General features: G+C 54.8%; 11 protein-coding genes. 8 read left to right on the forward strand and 3 right to left on the reverse strand.

Features of this window, described 5'->3' with window-relative positions:
* Nucleotides 1-16: 16 nt before the first annotated feature.
* Complete coding sequence (locus tag B1H56_RS14105) at nucleotides 17-1,054, reverse strand: DUF4432 family protein (protein WP_066523052.1); 1,038 nt, start codon at nucleotides 1,052-1,054, stop codon at nucleotides 17-19.
* A gap of 220 nt (nucleotides 1,055-1,274) precedes the next feature.
* Here B1H56_RS14105 and B1H56_RS14110 point away from each other — a divergent pair, with 220 nt between their 5' ends.
* The 8 genes from B1H56_RS14110 to B1H56_RS14145 all read left to right on the forward strand — a co-directional run bounded on the left by B1H56_RS14110 (nucleotide 1,275) and on the right by B1H56_RS14145 (nucleotide 13,127).
* Nucleotides 1,275-2,294, forward strand: coding sequence for an AraC family transcriptional regulator (locus tag B1H56_RS14110; RefSeq protein ID WP_066523050.1), 1,020 nt, complete (start codon nucleotides 1,275-1,277; stop codon nucleotides 2,292-2,294).
* 203 nt (nucleotides 2,295-2,497) lie between these two features.
* The gene (locus B1H56_RS14115; protein ID WP_121419020.1) at nucleotides 2,498-4,021 is read left to right on the forward strand and encodes a xylulokinase; all 1,524 of its coding nucleotides are present in this window, start codon (nucleotides 2,498-2,500) and stop codon (nucleotides 4,019-4,021) included.
* A gap of 14 nt (nucleotides 4,022-4,035) precedes the next feature.
* On the forward strand, nucleotides 4,036-5,436 hold the full coding sequence (locus B1H56_RS14120; protein WP_066523047.1) for an L-fucose/L-arabinose isomerase family protein: 1,401 nt from the start codon (nucleotides 4,036-4,038) through the stop codon (nucleotides 5,434-5,436).
* Between the two features lie 260 nt (nucleotides 5,437-5,696).
* Complete coding sequence (locus tag B1H56_RS14125) at nucleotides 5,697-7,079, forward strand: extracellular solute-binding protein (RefSeq protein ID WP_066523046.1); 1,383 nt, start codon at nucleotides 5,697-5,699, stop codon at nucleotides 7,077-7,079.
* A 92-nt stretch (nucleotides 7,080-7,171) separates the two neighbouring features.
* Entirely contained in the window at nucleotides 7,172-8,071 is a 900-nt protein-coding gene (locus B1H56_RS14130; RefSeq protein ID WP_066739701.1) for a carbohydrate ABC transporter permease, read from the forward strand.
* 4 nt (nucleotides 8,072-8,075) lie between these two features.
* Nucleotides 8,076-8,909: a carbohydrate ABC transporter permease gene (locus B1H56_RS14135; RefSeq protein ID WP_066523044.1), complete on the forward strand. Its 834-nt coding sequence runs from the start codon at nucleotides 8,076-8,078 to the stop codon at nucleotides 8,907-8,909.
* A gap of 13 nt (nucleotides 8,910-8,922) precedes the next feature.
* Nucleotides 8,923-10,275 carry a family 4 glycosyl hydrolase gene (locus tag B1H56_RS14140; RefSeq protein ID WP_066523043.1) on the forward strand — a complete coding sequence of 451 codons (1,353 nt, stop codon included), beginning with the start codon at nucleotides 8,923-8,925 and terminating at the stop codon, nucleotides 10,273-10,275.
* Between the two features lie 104 nt (nucleotides 10,276-10,379).
* Nucleotides 10,380-13,127, forward strand: coding sequence for an alpha-L-rhamnosidase (locus B1H56_RS14145; protein ID WP_066523042.1), 2,748 nt, complete (start codon nucleotides 10,380-10,382; stop codon nucleotides 13,125-13,127).
* A 72-nt stretch (nucleotides 13,128-13,199) separates the two neighbouring features.
* Here the strand turns inward: B1H56_RS14145 and B1H56_RS14150 are convergent, their stop codons facing one another.
* Both B1H56_RS14150 and B1H56_RS14155 read right to left on the reverse strand, forming a co-directional pair.
* Entirely contained in the window at nucleotides 13,200-14,093 is an 894-nt protein-coding gene (locus B1H56_RS14150; protein ID WP_066739703.1) for a glycerophosphodiester phosphodiesterase family protein, read from the reverse strand.
* Nucleotides 14,094-14,261: 168 nt separating this feature from the next.
* Complete coding sequence (locus B1H56_RS14155; protein ID WP_066523041.1) at nucleotides 14,262-15,152, reverse strand: DegV family protein; 891 nt, start codon at nucleotides 15,150-15,152, stop codon at nucleotides 14,262-14,264.
* Nucleotides 15,153-15,450 lie beyond the last annotated feature (298 nt).

Consider the following 15,450-nt stretch of genomic DNA (forward strand, 5'->3'; position numbering starts at 1 on the left):
GGGATATCAAATGCTGTTACAGGTCGTAGCAGCGCAAAGCGAGGCGGAAACGGTGCCTGCTGCCCGCCGGGATCGGCATGGAGCGGCCTTCATGGCGTTCGTTTTGCATACCGGAGATCTCGTTGTTTGACGGTTCGATCCCGAGGGCGTATTCGCCGGAACGCGTGCAGCGCCATTGCGTGAGCACCGGCAGGTGCTCCGTTTCATAGGAGACGGCGACCCCGATCTTCAGTCCCGGGTTTTCGAGGCGGACCGTGCAGGTCCCGTCCCTATCCGGCTCCGGGGAATGAAAATACACGCTTTCGGCAGCATTATCCGCAGGAGGCTCGAACCGGTCCCATACATCCAGCGTCCGCCGGGCGTCCTCGTTGCGGGGACGGGGCCTCCTGCCTCCGGTCGGGATGCGCACCTGTAAGTCTTCGCTGAGGAAGGGAAAGCCGAAATTAAAATGGTATAAAATCAGGTAATCGGTATCGTTATAATCGCAGTTTTCTATTTCATCCGTAATTTTCAGTTCATTTTCGGACATTTGCGTAGAGATCTCCCGCGTAAGGGACAAATTATAGCCTTCGAGCGCAGTATCCCGGGTAACGGCGTGGGCGCAGAGCACATAGTCGCCGCCCGAAAAACGGGAATAATGCCACGACTGCTCGCAGGGGAGGGTGTTGATGCGGCCGTGCGTATGGGCAAACCGTCCGTATTCGTCCGTTTCCTCTGGGCCGCAGTTTTTAAGGCCGCAGGTCGTAAGCATCCCGCCGCTGAAGTAGCGGTCAAATTCACCCGGGACTGGCGCCGTTTGCTGGGGAGCGCACAGTCCGTTGCGCGTCAGTAGGCCGATATTGACGCCTCTGAAAGAAAGCTGCGCAATATCCATGCACCGGTCCGGGAGAAGGGTGTAATCGAGCCCGCTGCCGTTGCGGACGCGAAGGGCGCGCATTCCGCGGGCCCGCCCGTCCTGGTAGACAGTTTCCGTAATTCCAGCGACCTGCGAAATATTGACGCAGTAACGCCGGAAATCCTCTTTAGAATAATCCTTGCCGAGTAATTTTACCATGTTCAGAGCCTCCTTATGGCAGGAATTCTAACATGGGGCACGGGGCGAGTCAATGCAGCAAATAAAGCGGTTATGGTAATATTTTCTGCATTTTCGGAAACGGAGCCGCAATTTTAACTTTTCGGTTCTTGAGCGGAAATGCGCAAAATGGTACTATAATATTGACGCCTGCCATTCGAGACGTCCATGCGGCAAGCCCGCTGTGAAGGAGTGAATATCATTGGATCAAGAAAAATACCAGCCGTCGGAGCGCACATTGGAAGATACGCCGGTCATGAGCGAAGAAGGCGTGTTCAACCACCTGCTGTCGCAGCAAAACCGGGAAACGGCAGGGATCGTCGGGGCGAAGGACCTTTCCAAGAACGTACCGAACGAACTGCTCCCTGTCCTTGAAATGAAGTTTGTCAGTATTGCCACGCTGAGCAATAAAGAGGGCCTTTCCGGGGTTACGCATGTGCATGACTGGTGCGACATCAGCTATGTGATGCGCGGACAGCTTGTTTACGAAATAGAGGGAAAAGAGACCCCGGCGCGCGAAGGCGACGTCGTGATTATCCCGGCGGGAGTGCGGCACCGCGAGATTGCTCCGGCAGACAGGGATTTTGAGGTTTTTTTCCTTTGCGTTGATTTTACGAATGTGGGACGCCAGATCGATATAACCGATTATATCGGGCACAGGGGCGTGATCTCGACGTGGTATTCGCGTGAGATTTATAAGATTTGTGAGAATATGCTTTCCGAGGTGACCTTCCGCTCTAAGGGCTATCTGCTGAACCTGCGGGCGCTGGTGCTGAACCTGCTTGTTTTGCTGTGCCGTGCTCAGGACGAGCCGGAGCAGCGGATCAAAAGCATCAAACGGATCAACAGCATCCGCAAAAAGCGGATCGCGGACGAAGTGAAGTCCTATCTGGAAACGAATTATATGCAGAAAATTTCCCTCGACGACCTGTCGCAGGCTTTTTTCTTCACTCCCCAGTATTTATCCACGCTTTTCCGCAAGCAGACCGGGCATACGATCATTGAATTTCTGAACATCACGAGGATCAAAAAGGCAAAAGAGATTTTCCGCCAGGGAGAGCTCAACGTTTCCCAGGCCGCCCTGCAGGTGGGGTTCAGCGATATGCATTATTTCGGAAAGGTGTTCAAGCAATATGAAAAACAGACTCCCATCCAGTATATCGTGGAATTGAAAGGCGGGACGGATGCGGCGGAAGACGGCGGGAAAGCGGAGAAAGCATAAGGCGGCTCTGCGTGCCAAGTGATTAAAATAGTTCCTTGCGCAATTAAAATTGATGTAGTTTGAGCAACTTTTATTTTATATGATGGAATCATAAAATAAAACAAAAGTTGCTCTTTTGTTTACTTCTTTTCATCAATCGAAATGAACAACCTGTAAATCCTAGTTTTATTCGGCGGTCAACGTAAAATCAGCGCGGGGGTATTATGGCACGGCAAGAAGAGTATCTGCTTACATTTGATATCGGCACCACGTCGGTAAAGACGTGCGTGTTCAATAGGAAATTAGAGAATATCGCGTCTGGGGCGGAAGAATATTCGCTGCACGCAAAGGAAGGGAATATCGTGGAGCTTGAGGCCGAACGGTATTTTGAAGCGTTGGTCAGCGGCTTTGACGCAATAGCGACGGATGCGGTCCGGCAGGGCGTGAAAGGAATTGTCATTTCTTCGCAGGGTGAAACGCTGATCCCGGTCGACCGCAGGGGAGTGCCGCTCAGGAATGCGATCGTGTGGCTCGACGGGCGTGCGGAGAAGGAAGCGGAAGAGATCGCCGCGCTGCCCCTGCATCGGGAATTTTATCATCGGACGGGTCTGCCGGCGGCAGACGGATTGTGCCCCGCGGCAAAGGTAAAATGGCTCATGGACAACGAGCCCGGGGTCTACCGGGCGGCCCATAAAATATTGCTGCTTGAAGATTACCTGCTGCTTCGCCTGTGCGGAAGGTTCGTATCGGAAAGGACCATCCAATGCTCCACCGGCTACTACGACACGCGCCACGACAGATGGTGGGATGCTATGTTTGCGGCCCTTCACCTTGATAAGGGCAAGATGCCGGAGCTGGTGGAGTGTGGGGAAGAAGTCGGGACGCTCACGGCCGAAGCCGCGCAGCGGCTGGGCCTGCCGGAAACGGTGCGCATCTTCGCGGGAGCGATGGACCAAATCGCGGCCGCCGTCGGCGGAGGCAATATTGAGGAAGGGATCGTAACGGAAACGACGGGGACGGCGCTGGTCATTATGGCGACCACCGACGGGGACGGCTTCGATCATGCGGACGGCGTGATCGTCTACCGCCACGTGCTGCCCGGAAAATTCTATTATACGCCGTATTGCCCGACCTCGGGAATGGTGCTGAAATGGTTCAAGGATACGTTCTGCACCGAAGAAACGAAAGCGGCGGCGCAGGAAGGCAGGGACGTTTACGACGTTCTTTGTGAAATGGCGCTTGCCATTCCGCCGGGTGCGGACGGACTCGTGGCGCTTCCCTATTTTACGGGAATGCTTCAGCCGGAAAACAATCCTTCGATGCGGGGGATTTTTGCGGGGCTGACCTTGGGCGCCACGAAGGCCCACTTTATCCGGGCGATCCTCGAGGCCGTCGCCTATATGCTGCGCGAGAACCTGGAGATGATAGAGCGCCGGACACATGTGGATATCAGGGAAGTGCGCTCTTTTGGCGGTGCGGCCAAAAGCAGCATCTGGCGGCAGATCAAAGCCGATGTTTGCGGAAAACGGCTGGTCACGATGCGCCAAACGGAATGCGCGAGCCTTGGCGTCGCAATGCTGGCGGCATGCTCGATGGGGTGGTATCCGGGCTTGGAAGAGGCGGCCGGGGCGCAGGAAACAGCGGCCCTGAGTATGCCGGGCGAAAAAAACAGGGAAGTTTATGATGCGGGATACGGCGCGTACAAGGAGCTGTACCAGGCAACCAAAGAAATCTACAAAAGGAATTGACAGGAGGAGTTAGCATGCCAACATTTACAAAGCCTAAAATTGGATTGCTCGGATTGATGGCGGGAAGCTACGAACCGATTTTTCCGGGGATTATCGCCCGGCAGGAGGCGTATGCGCGGGAGATCGCGGCAGACGCGGCGGACGCGGCGGACATTTATTTTCCCGGCGCCGCTACGGACCGGGAAAGTATTGCAAACATCATGCGCGAATTCAACCAGATGCAGCTCGACGGAATATTGATCGTCCTGCTGACCTACAGCCAGGGGGCGTGGCTGGTGCATCCGCTGCAGGACAACCGGCTCCCGGTCGCGCTTGCGGTCGTCCAGCCCGACCACGAGGTGAAGGACGACTGGGAAGAACTGGAACTGACGGTAAACCAGGGGTTGCACGGCGCGCAGGATAACGCCAACGCGATCGCCCGCCTGCGGATACCCTGCCCGATTTTTGCCGGAGACAGGAAAAGCGCCGGGTTCCGCGCGTTTGTGGAAGATTTTGCCAAGGCGGCGCAGACCCGGCAGCATTTGCGGCGGATGAAGGTTGCCGTTATCGGGAAGATGACGGGCATGAACGACATCCTTGCGGATGAAATGGCTGTGCTCCGCAAGATCGGGCCTGAGTATTGCCACGAGACGGTCGGCTCCATTTATTCCTGCATGGAAACGGTCACCAAACGGGAGATCGACGAATCGATCCAGCGGGACAAGAGGATATTCGATATCGATCCGAACCTTACTTATGACAGCCACGCCTATGCAACGCAGATGTATCTGGGAATAAAGAAGTTCCTTGAAGACGGCGGCTTCGATGCCTTCACGCTGCATTTTGATTTTGCCGCCAACGACCTGCGCATAAGGCAGCTTCCGCTGATGGCCGCCTCGCACCTGATGGCGGACGGATACGGATATGCCGCCGAGGGAGATTCCCTTTGCGCTTCCATGGTCAGCGCAGCCCATTGCATTGGAAACGCGGACGGCAATTTTACCGAGATGTATTCCATGGATTTTGAGAAACAGGCGATCATTTTCTGTCATGCGGGAGAGGCCAACTGGGCGACTCACAGGAAGGATATGAAGCCCCGGCTGATCGACCGCTACCTCGGGGAGGGCGGCCTTGAAAATCCGCCGACGCCGATCTTCACGCCCGAGGTGGGGCCGGCGACGCTGACGTCCCTGACGCCCCTTGTGGGAGATGAGTTCAGGCTGCTGGTTTGCGACGGGGAAATGCTCCCGAAGTCAGACCTCGAGCGCTGCGAAATGCCCTACTTCTTCTGGCGGCCGAACAGCGGGATAGAGCGCTGTATCGAGGGCTGGGCGCGCAACGGCGGAACGCATCACGAGGTCATCAACATTGGCTCCGTGGCAAAGCGGTGGAAAATGCTGGCCGGCTACCTTGGCGTCGAATGCGTGGCGATATAAGGCGGAGGGGAAATTTTTAAATCTTCAAGGTCGATATGTAAACACTATCCCCGGAACGGTTGACAGTGAAGCGGGCAAAACCTAAGATTGGAATGTAGCCCGGTATCAAATTGTAAAAACATTTTATTTTGGCAGATGCCATAACAAGCAGTAACGTTTGGAACCCAAAAAAGTTTGTCTGACGAAAATTCAGGCAGTTCATGTGGTTTGTAGGAAAAACTACAAAATTCAATTCATATTAGATAAGGGAGGAATAGGAAATGAAAAAAGTAATTGCTCTGGTATTGGTATTGGTGTTGGTTGCCGCCTGTGCCAGCTGCGCGGGGCCCGGCGGCACAACGGCGCCGTCAGAGGCAAGCCAGTCTGAAAGCGGATCGGCAGAAACGGGCGGCGCCGCGTCGGGCGAAGCCCAGGGCGGGGAAATTGTGCTCAAATATTGGGTCACGCCCGCTATGGCAAACGAAGCCGATATGCAGACGCCGGAGGACGAGTGGTTCATCGTCCAGAAGATTCATGAGTTCGAGGAAGCGAATCCCGGCGTAAAGATCGATTACACGGTAATCACGGACGACGGTTCCCTGCCCCAGATGTTCAAGGCGGCTGCGATGACGAACGATTGCCCGGATATCATCAACGTATGGTCCGGGAACACGCTGTTCCAGCTCGAAGACCTTGTGGTAGACCTTACGGACTTGATTTCCCAGGATACGAAGGATAATATGGTTGGGTGGGATGCCACAACGCTCGCAAAAGACGGCCAGGAAAAGATACTGGCATATCCCACGAGCGGTAACGAGATCAACGGATTTTTCTACAACAAACAGATCCTCGCGGACTGCGGGCTTGACTATGACAAGAATCCCCCGGCCGATCTCGATGCTTTTCTTAACGACCTGCAGGCAATAAAGGATAAGGGCTACACGCCTGTATATGCGGCCGACAGCGGCTGGTCAAAAGGATATCTGTCCGTCTTTGCGGCTTACTGGCAGCAGATTTCGGGCAAAGACCGCGTCGTATCCGACGGAAGCGGAGAAACATCGTTCACGGACGACGAAGGCTTCCTCCAGTCCTTCAAGATACCGGCCGGGATGTATGCGAACGGGCTGATGAACGCGGACTATGCGAGCGTTGCCTCCGCTGACGACAAGGCGAGCTTCCTCATTGGGGATGCGGCAATCCTGGCAGGCGGGAACGGCGAAGCCTCGACGATCGTTGAAGCGCTGGGGCTCGAAAATGTCGGCTTCATTGCTCCTCCGTCCCCGGCGGACGCCCAGACGAAGAACGCGGGCATCGGCGGCGCGGGGCAGGCCCTTGCGATCTCCCAAACGTGCGAGAACCAGGATATGGCGGTTAAGTTCCTGGAATTCCTTGCCAGCAAAGAAGTTCATGCAGAGCTTGCGGACCATATGGGCAAACTGCCGCTGCGTACGGATGTAACGGCAGAAGAGCTGAATATCGAAGCGGGTCCGGTTTACGAACAGATGTATGAAGCGGCGCAGGGCTATGTATTCTGGGTAGATAACCTCCTGAAGCCCGATGTGGCTGCCGAATTAATGGCGATGTCGGCCCAGGTCGTTATCGGCCAGATGACGCCGGAAGATTTGGCAAAGGACCTCGATGGAGTTGCCGCCGCGGCAGAATAAAAGAAACGGATGCAAGATGGTTCATGCATGTGCTGCGGCCCGGCCGCAGCACATGCATATGATTTACGAAATTACGCAAGAGGAGGGGCGCTATGAAGATCAAACAGTCTCGCATGCTACGGAGGGAAAAATACCAGGCATGGCTTTCCATAGCACCTACATTGATCCTGATCGTCATCATGTGCGGATATCCGCTCGTGCAGACGGTTGCCACAAGCTTTACACAATGGAACGGGGTCGGCGCCCCTGATCCTGTAGGCTTCAAAAATTATGTTGATATTTTGTCGGGTTCGCAGTTTTACCTGCTGCTGAAAAACAATTTCGTGTTTTTGCTGTTCATTCCGATCCAGATCGTGATCGGAACGATGATCGCGGTTTTCATCAATGACGAAGTGCCGGGGTGGAGGGTATACCGGGTGGTTTACTACATTCCGCAGGTCATTTCGGCGGTCATCGTGGGCTACCTGTTTATGGTGATGTTTGGTTACGAAGGCCCGGTCAACCTGCTGCTCAAGGGCCTTGGCGTTATAGAAGAATCCATTGGCTGGCTCGAGAACGGAACGACGGCAAGGATCGTCGTCCTGATCTGCCTGGTATGGGTCAATATCGGCTGGCAAAGCCTGCTGTCCCTCGGGGGGCTCGCGTCCATTCCGCCCTCACTGTATGAGGCGGCGAAACTGGACGGCGCAGGCTATTGGAAAAGGCTTTTCAAGATTACCTTCCCGATGCTCGGGCGCACGGTCGAATATTCGTGTATCGTATCGGTCATGTGGGTCTTCACGGGGATATTCCCGTATATCTTCGCCCTTACGGGCGGCGGGCCGGGATACGAAACGACAACGATCGATTATATGATTTATTTGAAATCTTTCTCCGCCAATTCGCAGTACGGGTATGCGTCCGCACTGGCGGTGCTCCTGATTATCATTGTTTTGGTCTTTACCGTGATACAATTGCGGATTTCGGATAAACAAAACAGCTGGGAGGGATAATACAATGCAAAGAACATGGAAAAACAAGCTGGGAAGGGCGCTTCTGGTCGCGATACTGGTCGCCCTGGTAGTCGTGTTCCTCTACCCGCTGATTTTCATGACGCTTAACTCCATGAAGGACAAAATCGAATATTATTCCAACGCCTTTGCGCTGCCCTCGGCGCCCACGCTTGACAATTATATCGCACTGTTCAACAAGTTCGGTATCGGGCGTTACCTTGGGAATACGCTGATTATCAGCGCGGGGAGCTTGGTGCTCACCCTCGTATGCGCGCTCTTTGCCAGCTATGCGTTTGCGCGGATGAAATTCAGGGGAAAAAGCCCGGCCTACCTTTTTATCATTTGTACGATGTTCCTGCCCGCGCAGGTCATCATGATCCCGCTCTATGTCATGTACGCGAAAATGGGGCTTATCAATACCTATACGGGGGTGATCCTCGCGACGACGGCAGCCATGCTTCCCAACACGATCCTGCTGCTGCGGAGTAACTTTATCACGATCGACAAGGAGATATTCGAGGCGGCCAAGCTTGATGGGGCTGGATATTTCCAGATCGTCAAAAACATTCTGATCCCACTTGGAAAACCGGCGATCGCCATTTCGTCGATCTTCAATTTCCTGGTGGTATGCAACGACCTGTTCCGGCCGATGATCCTTTTGCAGGCGGCGGATAAGCGGACGCTCACCGTGGCGCTGGCCGCGCTTTCATCCCAGAAATTCGGAGACCCCACATACCTGTTTGCGGGGCTCACGATCAGCGCTCTCGTACCGCTCATCGTCTACCTGATCTTCAGCAAATCCATTGTAAAAGGCCTCACGGTCGGCTCGATTAAGTAAAGGAGAACTTATTATGGCAGTAAAAATCAGTATACTCGGCGCAGGAAGCGGAATTTTTTCCCTGAACATGATCCGTGACCTGTGCCTTACAGAAAATCTCCAGGACAGTGCAATCTGCTTTATGGATATCGACGAAAAGCGTCTCGACGCATCGTATACGCTGTGTATGCGGCTCGCCAAGCAGATGGGAATACGGCTTAACATTTCCAAAACGACCAGCCGCGAGGAAGCGCTCACGGGTGCGGATTTTGTGGTGAATACCATCCTCATCGGCGGTTACAGGGGCTGGAAAGAAGGGTGGAGCATCGCCAAAAAGTGGGGCTACCGGATGGGCGGCAGTATGCACATTATGCACGACGAGGCATTTTGGATCAATTTTTACCAGCTGCGGATGATCGAGGATGTGCAGCTCGACATCAAGCGGATTTGCCCGAACGCCTGGTATCTGCTGGTATCGAATCCGGTAATGGCGGCGACAACCTACCTGCGCCGCAAGTATCCGGAAATGAAAATGGTCGGCCTGTGCCATGGAACCGGAATGATCCGGACGATGGCGAAGACCATGGGCCTCGACATCGGGAAAGTTTCGTGCGAAATTCCGGGAATCAACCATTTTGTCTGGATGAACGAATTTTATTATGAGGGTAAAAATGCGTTTCCGCTTCTTGACAAATGGCTTGAAGAACACGGCGAAGAATATTTTGCGAATTGCGAATACAGCGACGGTATGGGCCCAAAGCCAATGGACCTCTATCGGCGCTATGGCGTGATGCCGATCGGCGACACCGCGAATCCGGGCGGCGGCGCGTGGGGCTATCCCTATCATTCGGACAGGGAAGTGGAAGAATCCTGGAAAGAGGACCCGGATACATGGTTCAATAAATATTTTGATATGAGCGCGGACCGCGTGAAAGAGATCGAGCAGGCTGCGTACGACGAGGCCAAGGACGTACTGGCTCTCGCCGGGAAGGAACATTCGGGCGAGCCGATGATCCCGCTGATCGAGTCCCTTGCCTGCGGGGTGGAGCGGAACATCGTGGTCAATGTTCTGAACGATCACGGATATGTTCCCGGTTTTCCGCTTGATTTCGAGGTCGAGGTGCCCGCCTTCTGCGGGCGGCACGGGATACAGCCGGTCGTCATGAATCCGTTGCCGCGCGCGATCCTCGCGCACGCGTATCACGACAGGATCGCTCCCGTGGAGATGGAGCTTGCGGCGTTTGACGCTCATGATAAAAACCTGCTCGTCGATTTGGTCATGATGGACCCGCGTTCTAAGTCCCTCGAGCAGGCGGAAGGGCTTGTGAACGAAATACTCGGCCTCCCGTATCATTCCGAGATGAAGGAATGGTACGGCGGAAAGTGACCGAAAGCAAAACCGTCCCGGGCAGACCTTGAACGTCAGCCCGGGACGAATGTTGTTATCGGATTGATCCGGCCGCAGGCGTCGCGGCCGCTGTAAGGAGAAATATGAAAGTCACGGATGTAAAAATCAACGGCATTGTAAATCCGGTGGGGTTTGCGCTTCCCGATGTTTCGGTTTCATGGAGGGTGGCGGACGCGGCGGATCAAAAACAGGAAAGCGCCGAAATATTGGTGGCGGCGGACGCGCATATGGAACGGATACTTGCGCGCAAGCAGGGCAGGCTCGATTGTGCGGGCGAAGAGATCAAGCTCACGCTTGCACCGCGGACGGTTTATTACGTGCAGGTGAAGGTCACCGGCAACGGGGGAGAGACGGGCGAAAGCGGCGTCGCTTTTTTTGAAACGGGAAAAATGAACGAGCCGTGGAGCGCGCAATGGATCGGACAGCAGCCGGGCGACACGTTCCATCCCGTGTTTGAAAAGCGGGTCCGGGTTGCCGGGCCGCTCGGCAAGGCGCGGCTTTATATCTGCGGGCTGGGCCTGTACGAAGCCTATATCGGCGGCCGCAAGGTAGGGGACGAATTGCTCACGCCCTTCGTGAACGAATACCGCTATGCCTTGCAGGCGCAGACCTATGATGTGACAGATATGCTGCGCGGGGATGCGGTCCTGTCCGTCCTGCTGGGAAACGGCTGGTATAAGGGCCGCCTCGGGTACGACGGACGCAGGGAAATCTATGGAGACCGCTTTGCGTTGATTGCGGAGCTGGTGCTGGAATATACGGACGGCACGGTGGAAACGGTCGCGACGGACGAGAGCTGGACCTACCGCGGCTCAGAGATCGAGTATTCGGATATTTACGACGGGGAAGGAATCAACAGGCTGTTATATGAAGGCGGGAAAAATGAGAGCCGTCCGGCGGCTCCGGCCGATATAGATATGCGGCTGCTCCAGGACAGGCGCAGCCTTCCGGTGAAGGCAATGCAGAAGGTCGGGGTGCGGGAGGTCATCCGCACGCCGCGCGGGGAGGCCGTGCTTGATTTTGGACAGAATTTTGCGGGTTATGTAACCTTTCATGCGGCCTTTCCCAAGGGAACGAAGGTTGTGCTGCGGCATGGAGAGATCCTGCAGGAGGGTTGCTTTTACAACGAAAATTACCGGACCGCGAAATCCGAATTTTCCTATACCTCCGACGGCCGCGAAGAGTGGGTCCGTCCGCATTTTACCTTCATGGGCTTCCGTTATGTATGCGTGGAAGGCTGGCCGGGCGAGCTGCGGAAAGAGGATTTTGTGGGCAAGGCCGTTTATTCGCAGATGCAGCGCACCGGGTATCTTGAAACGGATAATCCGGACCTCAACCAGTTGGCGGAAAATGCGCTGTGGGGGATGAAGAGCAATTTTCTCGATATGCCCACGGACTGTCCGCAGCGGGACGAGCGGCTGGGATGGACGGGCGACGCGCAGGTGTTCGCGCCCACCGCGTCCTTCTTCATGGATACGCGCGCGTTTTATGACAAATACCTGTGGGACCTGCACAACGACCAAAGGGCGCATGACGGCGCGGTCGCCTATTACCTTCCGAACATCAATAACACCCCGGGCGGGTCTTCGGTTTGGGGAGACGCCGCGACCTTCATACCGGATGCCCTGTACGATATATTCGGCAGCGAAAGGGTCCTGCGGGAACATTATCCCCTGATGAAGGACTGGGTAGACTGGATCACGAAAAAAGACTGCGAGAGGGAGGGCGGACCGAAGCGCCTGTTCGATTTCGCTTTTACGTTTGGCGACTGGCTGGCGATGGACGGCATGACCCCGCAAAGCGTAAAGGGCGGGACGGACGATGCCTATATCTCGAGCGTTTACTACTACGCCTCCGTGAGGAAGCTTGGAAAAGCGGCGGGACTGCTGGGTAAAGAGGAAGACGCAAAAAGATATGCCGCACTGGCGGAACAGGTCCTGGCGGCGATCCTGCGGGAATACTTCTCACCCTCCGGCCGCCTGTGCGTCGATACTCAGACAGGGTATATCATCGCGCTGCATTTTGGCGTCTACCGGGATAAGGAAAAAATCATCCGTGGGCTGCGCGAGCGGCTGAAAAAGGACGGATATCGCATCAAATGCGGCTTTACGGGCGCTCCGCTGATCTGCGAAACGCTGGCGGAGAACGGCATGGAACGGTGGGCGCAGTATCTGCTGCTGCAGGATGGCTTCCCCGGCTGGATGCATTGCATCCGCCTGGGCGCGACGACAATCTGGGAGCGCTGGAATTCGGTGCTTGACGACGGGTCGATCAGTTCCACATCGATGAATTCTCTGAACCATTATTCCTACGGCTCCGTGATTCACTATGTTGTCAGGGATATCGTGGGTATAAAACCGCTTGCGCCGGGATATTCCCGGGTACGGATCGATCCGCGCCCCTCGCGTGAGATCAGAAAGGCGAAGTGTTCGTACCTTTCGGCGCGGGGCGAATACCGGGTGGAATGGGCGGCAAAAGAGGACGGGAGCGTCGACCTTAAGGTCCTCGTTCCCTTCGATTGCGAGGCCTGGGTTCAGCTTCCGGACAGGGAGCTGGTCCTGGCGGCAGGAGAAACAAAGGTCAATTACCGGCCCGCCTGCGATTTCCGCCGCCTGTACGATTGGGAAACGCTCCTTGAGGCCTGCCGGAAAGACGATCGGGCGATGGCGGTGCTGAAAGAGAAACTGCCGGACGCATACGCGAGGGCGTCCGGCGGCGATCCTGAGGACCTCAGCCTCAGTCTTCAGGACCTGCGCGGGATGTCGTGGGCCGGCTTCCGGGCGGAAGATGTGGAGGCGGCCGCAGAGGCGCTGTTTGCGCTGGAGGCATAAGGCATTTAGCGCGTACGGATAAATAAAAACGAAAAATAAAAAGCCCCGGCTCTGGCCGGGGCTTTGGTTTTGTCAGCTTGCTTTATTCTGTTCCCATAAGACAGGCCGTTTCTTCGGCGTAAAATTTTCAAAAATAATAGAGTCTGTATACTGCCTGGCGCGTTCGTATTCCTCCCGCGTACGCACGGTCCATGCAAAGATCGGCGCCCCGCTCCTGCGCAGCCGGCGGATCAGGCGGGAATCCACCTTCTGGCATTCATAGCTGATAAAATTCGGCCGGCAGATAAAATTGACGCCCAACCGCTGTACTACCAGCAGCAGCTTTGAAAGGATAAAGCGGACGACGCAGTCCATTCCGGCGGGGAAGTTATCCTTGCACAGCGAGAAATTACAGGAGAGCTGGCCGCGATAAACGTTCGGCGCATTTTTTTTGAACCAGCGCACCGAAAACGGCGAAAAAGACTGGATGGCGTATTTGCCGCCGTACGCTTCCATCATGTCGTACAGCTCGCGCTCGAGGTCCCCGGCAAAGCCCTTCCGCTTGATTTCGATCAGGAGGGGAACCTGCCCCTTGATGAGCAGCAGCGTTTCGCGCAGGGTAGGTATCTTGTACTGCGTCCCGCCGAGCCGCAGCTTGCGCAGCTCGGCAAACGTGTAATCCCTGATCTTTCCGTCTGCGCCGGTCATACGCTTCAAATTGGAGTCGTGGAATACCACGATCACCCCGTCCCTGGTGCGGTGGACGTCAAGCTCGATCGCAAAACCATGCTTTACCGCATTTGCGAATGCGGGCAAAGAATTCTCAGGGTAGCGTTCGTTATGCAATCCCCTATGCGCATATTGATAATCTGTCAGCCACGTTTTTTCTGCCGGCGGCGCCGCTTTTGTCATCACACGGTCCAGCACAAGGACAGCGGCTACGATTGCGGCCAATACCATAAAGACCACAGAGACTTCCGAAAACATCTAAAAGAATTCCTCCAAGCGTTGATTTCGATTCCCAGTATAACAGAAGGAAATGAAAATACCAGATAGGAAAAATAAAGAATTTATTAAGTTCTTGTAAAACCCGGCCAAAACTGCCGAAAAAAACCCCCGCCGGACCTACCCGGCAGGGGTTCGGTCTTACTCTTCCTATTTAAATTTAATATCTACGCGCTGTTTGCCCACATAGTGGATATTGACCGTACCCGGCCCGGAATGCGCGCCAATCACCGGCCCGGTGTAATTGATGAGGGTCTCCCTAACCGTGGGGAACCGCTCCCGGATCAGCCCGGCCACGTATTCCGCCTCTTCCGGCGCGTCGCCGTGACCGACATAAACGATCTGGCCGTCCGGATTGTCGATATCCTCTTCCATTTTATCCACCATGGCGATCAGCGACTTTTTCCTGCCGCGGATTTTCTCCACCGGGATAATTTTTCCCTCATTATTGAAAGCGAGCACCGGCTTGATATTGAGCATCGTTCCAAGGAACGCGCTTGCGCGGGATACACGCCCGCCGCGCCGCAAATGTTCGAGACTTTCCACCGCAAACCAGTGGGTGATCTTCCATTTCAGCGCTTCTGCGTAATCGCGCGCTTCCTCGATGGACGCACCCTCGTTTTTCTTGTTGCTGACAAGATGGACGAACAGGCCGTAGCCGCGCGAAGCAGACAGGGAATCCACAATATAGATTTTCCTGCCGGGGTATTTTTGCATCAGCTGTTCGGCAGTCATCAGCGCATTGTTGTACGACCCGGACAGACCGGAAGAAAATTCAAGATGCAGGACATCCTTGCCTTCCTCCAAAATCGGGGTAAAGAACTCGGTGTAACGCTCCGCGTTTACCATAGACGTAGTGGGCATGGAACCCGCGCGCACTTTTTCATAAAATTCGTGGGTCGGAATGGAAACGCCCTGGTCGTCATAATATTCACGCCCATCCATAAAGAACTGGTAGAGCAGGACGGGGATGCCGCGTTCGCGCGCAAAAGACGTCGGAAGATCAGCAGTGGAACTACAGGTAAGCACATAATCAGCCATTACATATTCTCCAATCATTTTATTGTGGCGGATTGGTCTTGGGATGCCGGAAATATATGGCTCAAAACCAACCTGCGCACCGCCCAAATATGCATGATACAGGCGTACACAACTAATTATAGTATATCGTTTAGGGACCTAAAATGCAAGAAGGGAACGAAAAAACGGAGAGTTTCCCAAAACGAAAAATTATTTTTCAAAATTTGCATTTGCGGGGCGCACGAGCTCTTGCGTTTCCCCTTCTTTTGTATTAGAATAGATATGCTAACGATGGGATATACATGTGTGCAGCACATGG

Origin of the sequence: Christensenella minuta (assembly GCF_003628755.1) — a bacterium.
In the GTDB taxonomy this organism is placed as follows: Bacteria; Bacillota; Clostridia; order Christensenellales; family Christensenellaceae; genus Christensenella; species Christensenella minuta.